The organism is Bifidobacterium longum subsp. infantis ATCC 15697 = JCM 1222 = DSM 20088, from assembly GCF_000269965.1.
Taxonomy (GTDB): domain Bacteria; phylum Actinomycetota; class Actinomycetes; order Actinomycetales; family Bifidobacteriaceae; genus Bifidobacterium; species Bifidobacterium infantis.
Genome location: NC_017219.1, coordinates 1,199,852 through 1,214,043, shown reverse-complemented (window position 1 = coordinate 1,214,043; position 14,192 = coordinate 1,199,852). Strand labels below are relative to the sequence as shown.

Here is a 14,192-nt window from a genome sequence, read left to right as displayed (position 1 = left end):
GTATTTAACTTTGATTTTGCCCTTAATGAATCAATGAAGCGCTTCATTAAAAGATATGACAGTTTTTCTTTTCGCGAAGGGCCAGACATCATCAGACAATGTTCATATTTAATATTACACTGGTCGGTTGTAGCGATAGCTGTCTCTCTGATATTCGAAAGCATTTCCATATAATGATCTTCAATTATCGAATTCCAGCTCATTGAACTTACTTCCTTTCCTTGATTAACTCGCCATTTTCTATTAAAGCTATATTGCCCTCCATTTCAATATCTATTTTTATCCTCTGTCCATGAAACGAGTATTCGATGTTCTTTCTGTTCCCGGAATTTTCAATAAGGTATACTAGTAATACTTTTTCGCGATGTGTAGTTAAATTATGATTTTGAAAATACTTGTGTAATTCGGATTTTAGATACTTATCGGAATATGTCAGATTGATGTCCCTTTTGTGTTCACTTTGTATTTGCGGATTTCCTTCGCCACTGACATTTACGTTCTTGGCAGTATTTGCATTTGCGTTCATTCCCGCGTTTGCGTTTGTGCCCACATTCGCATTGCTCATTGCGTTTGCATTCGCTACAGCATTTGCGTTAAACCACACATTAAAATTTGTAATTGCATTGAAGTTAACGCCCCAGTAAGGCGTCCTCTCAGGTTCTTCACCTTCGGAAGTCGGAACCGTGTTGGTTATCATTGAGATAATCGACTCTAATATTGCCATTCGGGCGTTTGCCGGTGATTCTCCGATGAACTCTCCAAGTTCGAAATGTCTACCATTGACAGTCTTTAGATATATGCTTATTTTTTCCGATTTTAAAAATTCGTTAGGATGATTCATGAAAGCCTGTTTTTTATCATGGTTTTCAATCAACTCAGACCATAAATTGTTAATATTTTCGGTCATCTCTTCATTTACCTTACTCATTGCTTCTCTTCATTTACCTTACTCATTGCTTCTCTTCCTTCATAAGAAAATAACTTTTTGCATCGTTGTTTGCGCAGAATCCTATTGCTATAACAAATAGCAATAACAATACTGTAATAAATAACATTGCTAGCCAATAGATATTATTGAGATTGTTTATGCTTTTTGACAAAAATGCGCCGATTATGACTATCGCAGCCATCAATGCAACGATTATGCCGCTAATTAGAAAAACAAATGAATATTTTTTGTGTACATAATTCCATACCTCTTCAGACGACATTGTCCATCGAGTTTTTATCCCTACTTGATAATTTAATTCTAAATTTCCTTTTCTTGATTCATTATATAGCGTATATAAGTAATAACTTGATATTAAAAGTATCAATGCTAATATAATTAACATTCTCACTCTTTTCATTTATTTTTTTTTAATTGCTATTTGCAAGGAAAAGTAATTTGATTTTAAATCAAAATAATGAGTTTTTAATACGTTTCTGTGTTTTTTGATGCTCCTATTCATCGTCAAGCGGTTGGGAGTGTCGTGTCGTCGGGGTGGTGATGGAGTGGATCCATTGGGTGGCGCGTTGCTCGAGTTCGGGCAGGTCGCGGGTCCCGCGTTCGATTTCACTGATCCTGCTGGAGGGCACGGCCAGCGCCTCGCCGATCTGCTGTTGCGTGATCCCGTGGCTCGTGCGCAGGCGTCGTAGGAGCGCGCCGCGTTCCTGCGGCGTCTGCCGTCCCGCGCCGCCGTTGCGGATGGCGATGAGGGCCTTGTACGCCTCGCGGGCGATATGGCGTTTGAGACAGCGGATGAACTCGAGCTTGCTTTTCCCCTCTCGTGTTTTCTTCGCCACGTAGTCGCGGGTCGGCTGGTGGTATCCGAGCCTGACGATGGCGATGCGGTGCAGTGCCATGTTGCCCTGCCGGTTGCCGCCCCGGTTGAGCCGGTGACGGTTGGTCTTGCCGCTGGATGCGGGGATGGGACACGCGCCGCAGAGTTTGGCGAACGCGGCCTCGTCGCGGATGAGTTCGGGGTTGTCCCCGGCGACGATGGCGATCGTGGCCGCGGTGATGGTGCCGGCGCGGTAGATGTCGAGCAGGGGACGCGCGTTGGTGTCGAGGATGCTCCGCATGCGTTCCTCGAGCGGGTCCGCCTGCTCCTTGAGCGCCCTCCATGCCTTGGCGGCGCCTTTGAGCGCGGTGAGCACGCTGTGGGCGACGAGGCCGCCGGACGGGCGGCATGAGGCCAGACGGTTCATGCGCGTCTCGGTGCGCAGTCCCCTGTATTTCTCCCTGATCGGTTCGGGCGCGGCGGCCGGCAGACCGCCGGTGGAGTTGGCCGGCGTGGTCATCGCCGTGACCGGCTGGGATCGTTCCGCGTTCAGGTGGCGCAGCGCCTCGACCCACCCGTCCGAGCTTTTCGGCAGGCTCGTTCCGTCGCCGGCCAGCACGCTGCGCGCGGCGGCGATCGCGTCGATGGGATCGGATTTGCCGTCCTTGCGGCGCACGCCGCGTTTCGGCCTGAGCACCTCGTACACGGGGAAACCGGCGGCCTGGAGCCGCCGGGCCAGCGCCGCGCCGAACGAGTTCGTGCCCTCCACGCCGATCCCGGCGCAGCGGGCCGGGTCGCCGAGCATGGCGATCAGATGCCCGTACCCGTCCGGGTCGGCTCCGAAGGTGTTCGTGGAAAGGACCCTGCCGTTCATGTCGAGCAGGGCGAGGGTGTGGATGCCGGTGTGCGTGTCCACCCCGGCGATGATCGTGGTCGGCTGCTCCATCGTCGTCTCCCTGTCGTCGCCGTTGACTTCCCGGGGCGTTCCGGCCCCCCGGATTCAATTTATAAGTGCAACACCCGTCTTTGGGTGGCTTGTCTTCGACATTACCTTGCCGAGCTCGCGGTACCAAACCTCGTTGGGCGTTTCCCAGTCCAGGACCTTCATGGGGGTGTCGTTGATCTCATCGACGATGGCCTGCAGATCCTCGTCCGTGAGGTCGTCGAAGCTGGTTCTCTTGGGCAGGTAGCGGCGGATGCGCCCGTTGCGGTTCTCGTTCGTGCCGCGCTGGTATGAGGAGTAGGGGTCCGCATAGTAGGTGAGCATGCCGAGGGCCTCGTCCACGAGCACGTGGCAGGAGGATTCCGTGCCGTTGTCCCATGTCCGGTCGATGCGCGCGGGCGCGGGGATGTCCTTGTAGATGTCGTATTCGGCGCGCGCGGTCGCCAGCGCGCCCTTGTCGGGGATGAGGCGGGCGAACAGGCGGCGGCTCTTGCGTTCGACCTGCGTGTCGATGCACCGCTTGGACGGGGACGCGCCGACCACGGTGTCGGATTCGAAGTGGCCGAACTCATGGCGCGAGTCCACCTTCTTCGGCCGGTCCGTGATCGGCACGCGCATCGGAATGCGCGGCCCCTTCGACCTCCTGCCCTTCGAACGCGTGCGGTGCCGCTTGCCGCGAGGCAGGTACTGCCTGAGGTCCAGCGCCCTCTGCGGTTTCGCGTAGATCCACCGGTAGAGGCACTCGTGGCTTATCCGCATGCGCGGGTCGTCGGGCCATTCGACCTTCAGTCGCCCCTCGATCCTTTCCGGCGTCCACCCCTTCCTGAGCGCGTCCATCACCCATGCGAGCAACGGGGAGTAGGACATGCGCAGGGGCCTGCGCGATCTGACGCACGCCGAGCCCGTCCCTGTTGCGCAATTCGTCGATTCGGATCCGTTCCTCTGCCGACAGGTGGGAATAAGCTTTCATATCGAGCGCAGCACTTTCTCTTCGGTTGTGGACTTGAACACTTCCAACCATAGACAGGTGTTGCGCTTCTATTTAGAACTCAGGTCTCCTGAATTCGATGCTATTATGTGTTAAATGCAAGAAAAAAGATTATTCCTCTGCTGACTGCTCTTTTAGTGCCGACTTTGTTGCTTCCTGCGAATGCATATGCGTATGGAAGCGACAATGTGGAGATGCAAGAGATCCAGCAGACGCTTCATCAGTATTCACAAGAACTATTAGCCGAATATCATTCGCCGCGTACGAGGTCCAAACTGAATATCCCACTTACCGCTGAGGAACAAGCCAAAGAGGGTCTTATCAGCAAGAATGTTGAAGTCGTACCGACAATTAGAAGCATTCAATCATCAGATGACGGAGAGTATCTGATTGATACAGATATGACCGTGAACGTGAGTCTGGACGCAGACTCGGATACTGTTATTTATGTTAATGGTAAGCGCACGGACCATCTTGACCAGAGTTGGACTTCTACGCATATCATGGAGTTTGCCCATGTGGGAAGGCAGCGAGGGTATTCAATTATTAGCGACAAAGTGATTGATGAACAAGATCCACCGGAATATGCCGACGCATCGGATAAATTGCCGACCGAAGACAAAACACCTGCTTCTTTGGATGAAAATGGCGCATTGGAAAGTGAAGCACTCAACAAGGCTCAGACATATGCCTTCGGGGACAACTCCGTCGGAGTAAATTATATTAAGGCTATGAATTATGCCAATAAATGGACGAGTCCTGGATATGAGCATAAAATGAATTCCGCGTATCCGTCTTTTGGCTCTAACTGTGCAAACTTTGTCTCGCAGGCTCTTCATGAAGGTGGAATGACTCTGACCAGACTGTGGAATTACTCTACTGTATTGCCGGACAAGCTGACGACACGTGCTTGGATGAATGCGGATAGCAATTATTCGTACATGAAGCATTATTCGCATAGTTATGACAGTTTGGATAATGTTTGGAAAGCATGGCAAGGCAGCATATTGTATGTAGATTGGACCTCAAATAATGAAATCGATCACGCTATGTTCGTCGTGGGTGTTGTCGTAAAGGACGGCAAAGCCAATCCGGTCATAGATCAGAAGACAGAGAATCGTCATCAAATCACGTTGACGGAGTCGCTGCAGCATGCCCATGAACAAGGAAAAAATAATATGACCTGGTATGGGCTTCAATATCGTTATGACTGAGAAAATGAGCCTGAATGGCATGAAGAGTAACAGATGGGTTCAGGCTATATCAGTCATTGCCTTGATATATGTCTGCATGACAGGCATACTGATGTTCCAGGTATCTGCTGCATATTCTCAGTGGGAAGCAGATCAAGTTGTCTGGAATTTAGCGACTTTGGTCTCAGCGGAGACCGAAAAGGCAAATTCACGAGAATTCGGATTGACTGAATTTGAAAGACCTGAACTTCCGGAATATACCGAACCGTCTCATAAATACAGTTTTTTTCCGTGGGAATTACTAAAGGAGAAGAACGATATCATAGCGAGCGATAAGCTCATGAAGCAACAGGCTGAATCTCATCTTGAATACGCGAACAGCGTTCTTAATAAATACAATCACCGCAATATATGAGATAGGTGCTATCCCATATATTCCGTGGGATAGCACCTATCTTCTTGTTCTTTAGAATCGCTTTAATCTGGTCAGGTCTGTCAGCCCGGCCGTGACTGCCAACGGCAGATTGGTCGAGTTCAACCGCATACTCCCTGATACGTTCGGCGTCGTCGAGATTGACCGGCCCGAAAGCTCGACGAATACCGCCGCACCATCTCCTGATCATTCCTGCAGGTGACATTATCCTAGCCGGTCGGGGAATGAAGGGATTGCCGATTGCCCGGGCACATCCCAGGTGGGATTGCCTTGCGTAACTGGCTGGGATAAACCTTCCGATGATGGTGCGGGTCGTCGGTTCGATGATTGAGGATCCGAGCCCGGCTGTGTGGAATCATCCGAACAGTCTGTATCGGATACATCTTCATCTTCATCCTCTACAGTCGTCATGGAATCCCGAACGATTTGCATGACCTCGTTGAGATCTTGAATGGTTCCGTTATAGGCATCAAGATTCTGACGGTCGTGCATCATGAGTCGTGCATGGGCGATCTGCTCGTTGAGCCGTACGCGGGTGTTGCCGTCTCTGACCTTGTTCTCAGATTCTTTGTAGAGCCTATCGGCGTCTTCAATGGTTTGTCTCAGTACGTTCTGTGCGTTGTCGATCCGTTGTTGTTCCTGTGACGCCTTGATCGTGCCAACTGTGTCATGCAGGTTCCTGATCTGGGTTCTGAGCTGGTTATTCTCTCTCCCTATTTCTGCACGATTGCGATCGAGACGGTCGGCCGTCAGACTCGGATCGCGATTCTCCGTTGAGGCCGATGGCTGATATTGCATGATTTTGCTGAGCAGTCCCAAAGACTTGGGATCCTGCACGTCTTTATCCTGGAGCTTCGCATATGGTTCCGCCTGTTTCAACGCTTTGTTCCATGCAATCCGCACTATGCCGGTTTGTTTGATTGCTTGATTGCATGACGTGAGCGCCTCCTGATGGTCATAGTTCTTCTTCGCCATGACAAGGCCTGCGGCTGATCCCGTTACGATGGCCAGAATGAGCATGATGCCGGCGATGCGGATAAAAGGGATATGCCAATGAACGGCTACCTCATCCGCTTCGTCGGCAGATAATTCCGCCAAGGACGCATCATCCTCGGCATGTTCTCCGATCCCCATCGGTGTGTCTATCGTTGATCCCGTCTGCTTGTCAGACTCGGAGACGGGAGTGTCATTGTTCCGCGCATCACGAGGCGGCTCATCGTCGATGATGGGTGTGATGGGCAGCAGCCGATGTTTGGGTTTCCTGTCTACCAACGGTTCCGGTGGCGTCCCAGCGGTTTCAGGGTCTGCAATGGCATGCGCAGGCTGTGCGACGGGTATCCGGTTGCCGTCTTGATCCTCCTCGCCACGTAATCGACGCCGCAGCGTCCCTGGGTGATGCGAGCCCTTGTTCGATGTTCTCCTCCGGGCAGATGCGGCCGGAAGGAAGGGTGACGGGGACGGTGGGCACTTCGTCCGTCGGGTTGCAGCGAGCGAGTCCTCGTTTCATGCCCCATTGGTAGAAGACCTTGACGCAGCTGCGCACTCCGCGTCTGCCTTCGGTTCCCATGCCGGCAAGATAAAATATGAGGTCGTCTTCGGTCACGTCCGTGATGCTCTTGTTCACGATTTTGGAGAAACGGACGATTTGATACCATCGGGTTCTCAAGGTCTCTTCCGTACGGCTGAAGCTCTTCGGAAAACCGGGTGCATCGAGAAGAATTGTCGAGACACGCCGATTTGAAGGACAAGCAAAGCAGGTGTATTCTCTACACCTGTTGCAAGAAGCCCTACGGCTGCAAGCCAGAACCGTATATCGGACGGTCACTGGTTCAAGCCCAGTCGCAGGAGCTCACCTGAACGGGTAACTCCGGACGGGATGAAAATTGAATATTCCTGCGTAGCTCAGTTGGCAGAGCATCCGACTGTTAATCGGACGGTCACTGGTTCAAGCCCAGTCGCAGGAGCCATCGAAAGCCTCGGTTCTCCGAGGCTTTTTTATTTTCATCGCATTGGTGACCAGACACGACACCCCATCATCAACCGGGAAATCCATGGCGAAGACCTCACCACTACTCACATCAGGCAGACAGGTCACTGTCAATTCACCGATGAGAGGCACGGTATTCCCAGTATCAGTTTGGGAATACCGTGCAAATCTTACATCGAGACCTTGGTCAGGGGCATGGCGGAGTCGATCGGGAAGTCGGGGGCGCTGGGGGCCACGCCGGCTTCGACCAGGTTCACGCCGAGCATGGCGACCATGGCACCGTTGTCGGTGCAGAGCTTGATTTGCGGGATACGGACGTCGACGCCGTAGCTCTCGCCGAATTCGAGCAGTTTGGCGCGCAGCTGCGAGTTGGCGGAGAAGCCGCCGCCCACGATCAGCGTGTTGGAATCGTACTGCCGGCAGCCGCGCATGGACTTACGGGCTAGCACGGTGGCCACGGAGTCGGCCAGGGATGCGCACACGTCGTCCACCGGAATCTCATGGCCGGCGGCCTGCTCGCTTCCCACCCAACGGGCCACGGCGGTCTTGACACCGGAGAAACTGAAATCATACGGGTGCGCGGCACCGGCCTTGCCTTGGGTCAGACCCATCGGCACCTTGATGGCGTGCGGGTCGCCGTTTTGTCCGTGGCGGTCGATGCGCGGGCCGCCCGGATACGGGAAGCCGAGCAGACGGGCGACTTTGTCGAAGCACTCCCCCGCCGCGTCATCCAGCGTGGTGCCCACCACATCGATCTTGCGCGGCATGTCCTCCACATGCAGCAGCGAGGTGTGGCCGCCGGAGACAATCAGAGCCAGCGTGTCCTTGGGGAACGGGCCGAACTGCAGCTGAGTGACGGCGATGTGCCCGATCACATGGTTGATGCCGTAAATCGGCTTGTTCGCAGCCCAGGCCAGCGCCTTGGCGCCGGACACGCCCACGGCCAGGCAACCGGCCAGTCCGGGACCGGCGGACACGGCGATGGCGTCCACATCCGCCAACGTCATGTTCGCGTCGGCGAGCGCCTTGGACACGCATGGCACGAAGGCCTCAGCGTGCGCACGGGAGGCGATTTCGGGGATCACGCCGCCGTATCGCGCGTGTTCCTCCATGGATGAGGCCACGACGTTGGAGAGCAGTTCGCGGCCGCGTACGATGGCGGCTGCGGTTTCGTCGCAGGTGGATTCAATGCCCAGTACAACCGGTTCGCTCATCGTGCTTCTCCGTTCTTCTCCGTTTGCTTGCTGGTGATGTCTTCAGTGTCCGCCGATGCCGTCTGCGGGGCGGCAAAGCCCACGACCCTAGGTTTCAGGTCCAAGCTCATGGTGTATGCGTCGATGCCTTCGGGCTGGTAGTAGCGTTTGCGCAATCCCATGCGTTCGAATCCGAACCGCTGATACAGGGCCAACGCAGGGTCGTTATCCACACGCACTTCGAGCAGCATGCGCGAGGCGCCCTGACGCTTCGCCTCGTCGACCAGTGCCTGAAGCAACGCAGCGGCGATGCCTTGCCGCTGGTATGCCTTGCCCACGCCGATGGTCATGAGCTCGGCGTCCTCGCCGTCATACCAGAAGCCGGCGTAGCCGCGGACAACCGCCTGTTCCACCTCTCCCAGCACATCCAGCAGATACGTGCGGGCCGGTGCGTCCAGTTCCTCTCGCACCATGTTCGCATTCCATGCGCCGAGGCCGAACAGTTCGCCTTCCAACTGTGCGATGGAGCAAACCGCAAGATCACGACTTACGGCAGTGATGTCAACAATCATCGGACCACAACCCACTTCACGCCTTATCGGCACCGGCATGGCCGAGCACGTGCTTCAGCGGATTCGGCACTTCGGCGTCCGGACGGCGCAGGTACAACGGTTCGACCGGCGTATCGGGATTACGGTTGGCAACCAGTTCCGCATCAGTGGCAAAGATAGCGAGACCTTGCTCCCCTTGGTCCAATACGGATTCATCGGTGATGTCGCCAAGCTGCTCGATTGCACCCAGCGCATCCGCATATTTGCGGGCCCCATGACCCACAACATCCACGACCACATCCACATTGCTGTCTTCTGGCATAAGTCCGTCGCGGTACGTATGAACGGCATCATTCACGCGCTGCGCGATGGATGCAGGGTAATCGATGTCCATGTCAATCAGAGCCGTCGCCACGGTTTCGCCATTGGGATCGCCAACGAGCGGGTCCGAGTACAACGCAAAATAGAGTTGCTTGCGGCGTGCGTCGTTTACGGCAAGAGTGAGCACATGGCATTTATGAGTATCGTCGAGAGTGCCGGCTTTGCCACGGCGAATGAGATTCCATTGCACCTGAGACTCAAGAACATTATGGCCGATAAGCGTCGCTCCCGTTGCGAAAGCCAGTGCCTTGGCCGTAACGATACCGGCACGCAGACCAGTAAAGGGGGCTGGACCGGTACCCACAATGACTGTTGCAATGTCAGATGCTGGGAACCCGGCTTCTTCGACCGCACGCGCGATATTGACCTGCAGCTTCTCCACATGGGTGCGCGAATCGGTCTCTACAATGGGCTCGCGCCCCACAATGCCGACCGTCGAGCCGAATGAGGTGTCAATCACCAACGTGCAACCCATGAATCCTCCTAGTCGTAAAGCCTCTAGAGAGTGTACATCGAGGAGTCTATAGGCGCATGGCTTACTGCAGATCGAACGCGGCCCATCGCTTGCCGACTGGGACGAATGCGACGGTACGAGTGCCGTTGCTGGTGAGTTCGCCGTCTGATCCAGCGGATGCGGCATCGGAGGAATCGAGAGGTCGATCGATATGGATTTCAAGTCGTTCTGGCGCCAAGGCGGTGGCCATTTGTTCGCCCCACTCCATAAGCACCACCGTGTTCTCGCCGGGGTCTTCAAGTTCTTCGTCCAATCCCAGCGATTCCAGCTCGTCCAACAAACGCCCGATGGCGTCCTGCCCCGGCGCATAGGCTGAGCCGCCCAGACGGTAGGCATCCACATGCACCAGATGAGACGGAGTGCCGTCGGCGAAATGCCCGTCGAGTTCGCGGGCAATGGTGAATGTAGGAGACACGATGGGTTCGGTAATGCCCAGCCCCGCCCCGAAGCCCTGGGCGAATGTGGTTTTGCCGGCACCAAGAGGGCCTGAGAGCAGCAATACATCGCCGCCGTGTACCATTCCGGCCACACGACGGCCGAGCTCCTGCATGGCCTCGCTGGTGGGAGCCGCAATAGTGTGTTCGCTCATAAATACTCCTTTATCGACTTTTACCGACCTTTATGACTGATGTCTTCAATGCAGCGTTCCAGCGCATATACCGGGTCGCCACCGTTTGTTTTGCTTTGCTCATCCGCCCAGGCGAGCATACGGATGCAATGCGCGAGTCCTGCCGAAGTCCAGCCGCCAAGTTGGCGCATCGCATTCTTCAGCACCCACGGATTGGTTTTCGCTTCGGCCTGGGAAATCGTGCCGGCCCGTACCGCCGAGGCTTTGGCAATGGTACGGAGCTTCATGGCCAACGCGCCGATCAGCGCGATGGGATCGGTCCCTTGTTCCACAGCTGCACGCATCATGACGATGGCTTCTGCGGTTTTGCCTTCCACGGCCTTGTCTGCCACGGCAAAACCGGTGACCTGCGGATTGGCGGTCAAATACTGGTTGACACGGTCGAGGCCCATCGGATTATCGTCAAAGTCGAAACACAGTTGCTCGCACATGGCGGCGAGTTCGCCGGTTTTGCCGCCGAGTACGGATACCAGCTGCTGTGCGGCCATCGGTTCGGCTCTACGACCACGTTTCTCGAATTCTCCGAGCACGAAATTGAGCTGTGCATCCGGTTTCTTCAAATCCGGCACGTCCTCTTTGCGAGCGCCGGCTTTCACCAGTTGGTCGATGATTTTGCGCCCTTTGACGCCGCCCTCGTGCTGGCAGATCACCACGCTGGAGCCGTTCGGATCCTTGGCGGCCTGCTTGGTGTACGCCACCAGAGCTTCGGCGAGCTTGTCGTCGGCATTCTGCAGGTTGACGAGTTTGACCACGGCAACGTCGGAAAGCAACGATGGGCTGACGGCTTCATCGAAGGCATACTGGTCGGCCGATGTGGCGTCGAGTTCGATGAGGTCGGCGTCGGGCCGCGCCTTCAACGCCTGCGCGCACAGTGCCTTGGTGCGCGCGTCGTTCAAATACGAGTCGCCTCCGGGCACCACGGTTACCGGTGCATTCGCTGCTGTTTTCGCCATGCCCCCATCTCGCCACACAGGTTGGACAATGACCTGCCGGCATCACGATTTTGCCGCTGCCGTCAAGATAGTGGTATTCGGCTGGGATTGCGATGGTTGCTGCACCGAATACCGCATTGGCTATTCGGCTTGCCGCCACGTAAAGAGGCGTCTCGTCTCCTCACACCAGAGACTGAGGCGGACGCGCCAAGCGGAACCGAAGCGCACGCCAGACATTCCGGCCTCATAACGACGGACATGCTGGAGGCAACGGCTGACGAACACCAGTAGCATGCCGATACCGATTTCCGCCGTCACAATCAGCACGGCACCCGTAACGCCGTCTTTCCATGGGATGACGGCCATCGTGCTGCCGCCCAGCCACAACGCCACCCGTTCCATCACCAGCGTGCCCCATGACGATATCCACGCGAATACGCCGGCCAGCCATGGCGTGCACCATGCGCAGGCCAGTGCCATCAATCCCACCATCGTGGCCAATCCCACGAACGGTGACACCAGCAGGTTCGCCGGCACGGACAGCAACGGCAATTCCGGTTCCATCAACACCTGAATCGGCAGGGTGAACAATTGCGCGGCCACGGTCATCGCCATCATTTCGGCGATGCTGTGCGGCATCGCTCGCTCAAAGACACCGGCCAGCCGCCCCGCAAACAGCACGATACCCAGTACGGCGGCCGAAGACAAGGCGAATCCGTAGCTGGCCGACATATCCGGGTTCACCGCCAATACACCGATTATCGTCCAGCACAGGGCGCTCAACGCTTGCGTACGCCGTCCCATCGCATACGCCAACGCACCTATCAATCCCATGATGAACGCGCGGGTGACCGAATCACTGGGGAACATCGCCAATGCCAGCAGCGCATATACTCCAGAGACCAGCAACGCCGTCAGCCGCCGATCAAGCAGCATCCACATGCATAACCGACGCACCAGTCCTGCCACCAGTACGAAGTGGCCGCCGGATACGGCCATGAGGTGCATGATGCCGGACCGGCGGAACTGATTTTCCAACGTTTGCGCATACGTGCTGTTGACCGGCATCGGACCGGCATCGCCGCCGATATAATCCTGGCCAAGCACACCCATCGTCAGTCCCGGCACCAACACACGCCCCTGATCGGACAATTGTCCGGTCACGGTGAAAAACGCCTCCTGCACCTGCGCAATCGCGGCGAGATGCCACGGCGGAGCCCGCACCTGCGCTACCGGCTGTTTTCCTTCCAAGAGCAGCCATAGCGGTATGCGTCCATATCGCGCTTGCTGCAATACGCCCGTCAACAGATAGACCGCGCCTCGACGCAACTGCCCACAATACGATTCATCGGCGTATACGCGCACGGCGACCGTGGAACGTACGTCCGCGCCATCCACAGTGATGCCGCTCAGCCGTATGTCCGTCTGACAATCGTATGTGCGTTGGTCCGAAGCGATCACGGGCGTCGTCACCGTGGCCATGACTTCGTGGTATGAACTGGATTGGCGAGCTTGTGCGGAGGCAGGATCATGCCAGGCAATGGTGTCCGACGCGATTGCCGTCATACTGCCGATGCACGCCACCGCGACGCATACGGTCAATGTTCCCGTCCACCTGATCCGCAGGCGGAAAGACACCACGATCGTCGCCGCCACGGCAGCACATGACGCCACTGTTATAGGTAATATTCGTGTGACAGGCCATTCCATGCCGATTATGGTGGCGTCAATGCCAGCTCCGGCATCGGCCTTTGCCTGACCGGTGCCGAGTCCATCAGACATCCTCCATGCGAATAATGCGTGCGCTCCCAGACTCGCCGCCCACATCACTATGGCGATCGGCAGCATCCTCCAATCGCGGCTCCCCTGCTCGCGCAGTATCCGATCCCTGCTCATCCGACCGTCACCTGCCCTCGCATGGTCTCCAACGTCTTGGAGCCGATGCCTTTGACATCCAGCAGCTGATCGACTGATGCATACCCGCCAATCGCCGTGCGATGATCAATGATCCGTTGAGCGGTAACCGGCCCAATACCTTTGATGGATTGCAATTCCTCAGCGGTGGCCGTGTTGAGGTTGATGAGACCATGCGTGGAAGCGCCGGCATCGCTGCCGTCCGTCTGCATGTGCGGAGATTGCGTGGTATCCGATTCGGGGTTCGCTGTGGCATCGGAATGCTCCGACTGCTGCGGATCCGTGCGTTTCTCGTCCGTGGTGTTCTGCGATGGCATCGTCTGATCTCCAGCGGAGCCGCCCGTGGTCTGCATGGCGGTCGGTTGAGACAGCATGGCCATATTCATCGACTGCTGGACCAGCAATGCCAAGCTGATGCCAAGGGCGACGATCAGCAGCAATATCACGGCCAAGGCATGCCCAATGGTGAACGACAATCGCGGCTGATCCCGGGTGAGTCTGGCTGATTCTCCGACGGCATCGGCGGAACGTACGCCAATCAGATCCGATAACGCACGTTTGTCACGGGTCGCCTGCCGCAGGCCGCTCTGCGCCCTTTGGGGTGGGTGGCCGGCCGGACGAATCCGTGCATGGCCGGGAGGCGGCGGAGGCGTCGTGGGCCGTTCCACTCGCGGTTGGGGCATGGCTTCGCTCTGCCTGCTGAATGCGCGCAAACGGTTGGCGGCATGGTCTGCGCGATGGTTATGAGAAACGCCCATGCATCCACGCTGAT

General features: G+C 56.1%; 13 protein-coding genes, 1 tRNA gene and 2 pseudogenes. 3 read left to right on the top strand and 13 right to left on the bottom strand.

The features are described 5' to 3' along the window. Nucleotides 1–208 precede the first annotated feature (208 nt). The 4 genes and pseudogenes from BLIJ_RS05200 to BLIJ_RS05185 form a co-directional block, all read right to left on the bottom strand. Nucleotides 209–928: a hypothetical protein gene (locus BLIJ_RS05200; protein WP_012577386.1), complete on the bottom strand. Its 720-nt coding sequence runs from the start codon at nt 926–928 to the stop codon at nt 209–211. 22 nt (nt 929–950) lie between these two features. Next, nucleotides 951–1,334 carry an SdpI family protein gene (locus BLIJ_RS15290; protein ID WP_014484775.1) on the bottom strand — a complete coding sequence of 128 codons (384 nt, stop codon included), beginning with the start codon at nt 1,332–1,334 and terminating at the stop codon, nt 951–953. 109 nt (nt 1,335–1,443) lie between these two features. Then, nucleotides 1,444–2,709 (bottom strand): IS110 family transposase, encoded by a 1,266-nt coding sequence (locus BLIJ_RS05190; RefSeq protein WP_012577384.1) that lies wholly within the window; start codon nt 2,707–2,709, stop codon nt 1,444–1,446. Nucleotides 2,710–2,763: 54 nt separating this feature from the next. Then, nucleotides 2,764–3,591, bottom strand: a pseudogene (locus BLIJ_RS05185) (IS30 family transposase); the annotation flags it as partial. A gap of 297 nt (nt 3,592–3,888) precedes the next feature. On the opposite strand from BLIJ_RS05185, the gene BLIJ_RS05180 reads away from it, so the two are divergent. Further along, nucleotides 3,889–4,908, top strand: coding sequence for an amidase domain-containing protein (locus tag BLIJ_RS05180; RefSeq protein WP_231837879.1), 1,020 nt, complete (start codon nt 3,889–3,891; stop codon nt 4,906–4,908). After that, entirely contained in the window at nt 4,901–5,302 is a 402-nt protein-coding gene (locus BLIJ_RS05175; RefSeq protein WP_126386299.1) for a hypothetical protein, read from the top strand. The genes BLIJ_RS05180 and BLIJ_RS05175 overlap by 8 nt, the downstream gene beginning before the upstream one ends. Nucleotides 5,303–5,524: 222 nt before the next feature. On the opposite strand, the gene BLIJ_RS05170 is transcribed toward BLIJ_RS05175, so the two are convergent. Beyond that, the gene (locus BLIJ_RS05170; protein ID WP_012577380.1) at nt 5,525–6,592 is read right to left on the bottom strand and encodes a hypothetical protein; all 1,068 of its coding nucleotides are present in this window, start codon (nt 6,590–6,592) and stop codon (nt 5,525–5,527) included. Between the two features lie 29 nt (nt 6,593–6,621). After that, nucleotides 6,622–7,040, bottom strand: a pseudogene (locus BLIJ_RS13565) (tyrosine-type recombinase/integrase); the annotation flags it as partial. A gap of 171 nt (nt 7,041–7,211) precedes the next feature. Between BLIJ_RS13565 and BLIJ_RS05160 the strand changes: the two are divergent. Beyond that, nucleotides 7,212–7,287, top strand: a tRNA-Asn gene (locus BLIJ_RS05160). Between the two features lie 190 nt (nt 7,288–7,477). Here the strand turns inward: BLIJ_RS05160 and tsaD are convergent. The 7 genes from tsaD to BLIJ_RS15375 all read right to left on the bottom strand — a co-directional run bounded on the left by tsaD (nt 7,478) and on the right by BLIJ_RS15375 (nt 14,178). Continuing rightward, a complete protein-coding gene (tsaD, locus tag BLIJ_RS05155) occupies nt 7,478–8,521 on the bottom strand; it encodes a tRNA (adenosine(37)-N6)-threonylcarbamoyltransferase complex transferase subunit TsaD (protein ID WP_012577378.1) in 1,044 nt (347 codons plus the stop codon). Then, the gene (rimI, locus tag BLIJ_RS05150) at nt 8,518–9,072 is read right to left on the bottom strand and encodes a ribosomal protein S18-alanine N-acetyltransferase (protein ID WP_012577377.1); all 555 of its coding nucleotides are present in this window, start codon (nt 9,070–9,072) and stop codon (nt 8,518–8,520) included. Before rimI ends, tsaD begins: the two co-directional genes overlap by 4 nt. 16 nt (nt 9,073–9,088) lie before the next feature. Next, the gene (tsaB, locus tag BLIJ_RS14265) at nt 9,089–9,907 is read right to left on the bottom strand and encodes a tRNA (adenosine(37)-N6)-threonylcarbamoyltransferase complex dimerization subunit type 1 TsaB (RefSeq protein WP_012577376.1); all 819 of its coding nucleotides are present in this window, start codon (nt 9,905–9,907) and stop codon (nt 9,089–9,091) included. 61 nt (nt 9,908–9,968) lie between these two features. Next, nucleotides 9,969–10,535 carry a tRNA (adenosine(37)-N6)-threonylcarbamoyltransferase complex ATPase subunit type 1 TsaE gene (gene tsaE, locus BLIJ_RS14260; protein ID WP_012577375.1) on the bottom strand — a complete coding sequence of 189 codons (567 nt, stop codon included), beginning with the start codon at nt 10,533–10,535 and terminating at the stop codon, nt 9,969–9,971. Between the two features lie 20 nt (nt 10,536–10,555). Next, nucleotides 10,556–11,527, bottom strand: coding sequence for a DNA polymerase III subunit delta (gene holA, locus BLIJ_RS05135; protein WP_012577374.1), 972 nt, complete (start codon nt 11,525–11,527; stop codon nt 10,556–10,558). Nucleotides 11,528–11,647: 120 nt separating this feature from the next. Continuing rightward, nucleotides 11,648–13,402, bottom strand: a complete 1,755-nt coding sequence (locus tag BLIJ_RS05130; RefSeq protein ID WP_012577373.1) for a ComEC/Rec2 family competence protein — start codon at nt 13,400–13,402, stop codon at nt 11,648–11,650. Next, nucleotides 13,399–14,178, bottom strand: a complete 780-nt coding sequence (locus BLIJ_RS15375; RefSeq protein WP_012577372.1) for a ComEA family DNA-binding protein — start codon at nt 14,176–14,178, stop codon at nt 13,399–13,401. Before BLIJ_RS15375 ends, BLIJ_RS05130 begins: the two co-directional genes overlap by 4 nt. Nucleotides 14,179–14,192: the final 14 nt, after the last annotated feature.

Coding starts and splice junctions, on each gene's coding strand:
- BLIJ_RS05200 (WP_012577386.1), bottom strand. CDS start 928: ATGAGTAAGGTAAATGAAGAGATGACCGAAAATATTAACAATTTATGG.
- BLIJ_RS15290 (WP_014484775.1), bottom strand. CDS start 1,334: ATGTTAATTATATTAGCATTGATACTTTTAATATCAAGTTATTACTTA.
- BLIJ_RS05190 (WP_012577384.1), bottom strand. CDS start 2,709: ATGGAGCAGCCGACCACGATCATCGCCGGGGTGGACACGCACACCGGC.
- BLIJ_RS05180 (WP_231837879.1), top strand. CDS start 3,889: ATGCAAGAGATCCAGCAGACGCTTCATCAGTATTCACAAGAACTATTA.
- BLIJ_RS05175 (WP_126386299.1), top strand. CDS start 4,901: ATGACTGAGAAAATGAGCCTGAATGGCATGAAGAGTAACAGATGGGTT.
- tsaD (WP_012577378.1), bottom strand. CDS start 8,521: ATGAGCGAACCGGTTGTACTGGGCATTGAATCCACCTGCGACGAAACC.
- rimI (WP_012577377.1), bottom strand. CDS start 9,072: ATGATTGTTGACATCACTGCCGTAAGTCGTGATCTTGCGGTTTGCTCC.
- tsaB (WP_012577376.1), bottom strand. CDS start 9,907: ATGGGTTGCACGTTGGTGATTGACACCTCATTCGGCTCGACGGTCGGC.
- tsaE (WP_012577375.1), bottom strand. CDS start 10,535: ATGAGCGAACACACTATTGCGGCTCCCACCAGCGAGGCCATGCAGGAG.
- holA (WP_012577374.1), bottom strand. CDS start 11,527: ATGGCGAAAACAGCAGCGAATGCACCGGTAACCGTGGTGCCCGGAGGC.
- BLIJ_RS05130 (WP_012577373.1), bottom strand. CDS start 13,402: ATGAGCAGGGATCGGATACTGCGCGAGCAGGGGAGCCGCGATTGGAGG.
- BLIJ_RS15375 (WP_012577372.1), bottom strand. CDS start 14,178: ATGGGCGTTTCTCATAACCATCGCGCAGACCATGCCGCCAACCGTTTG.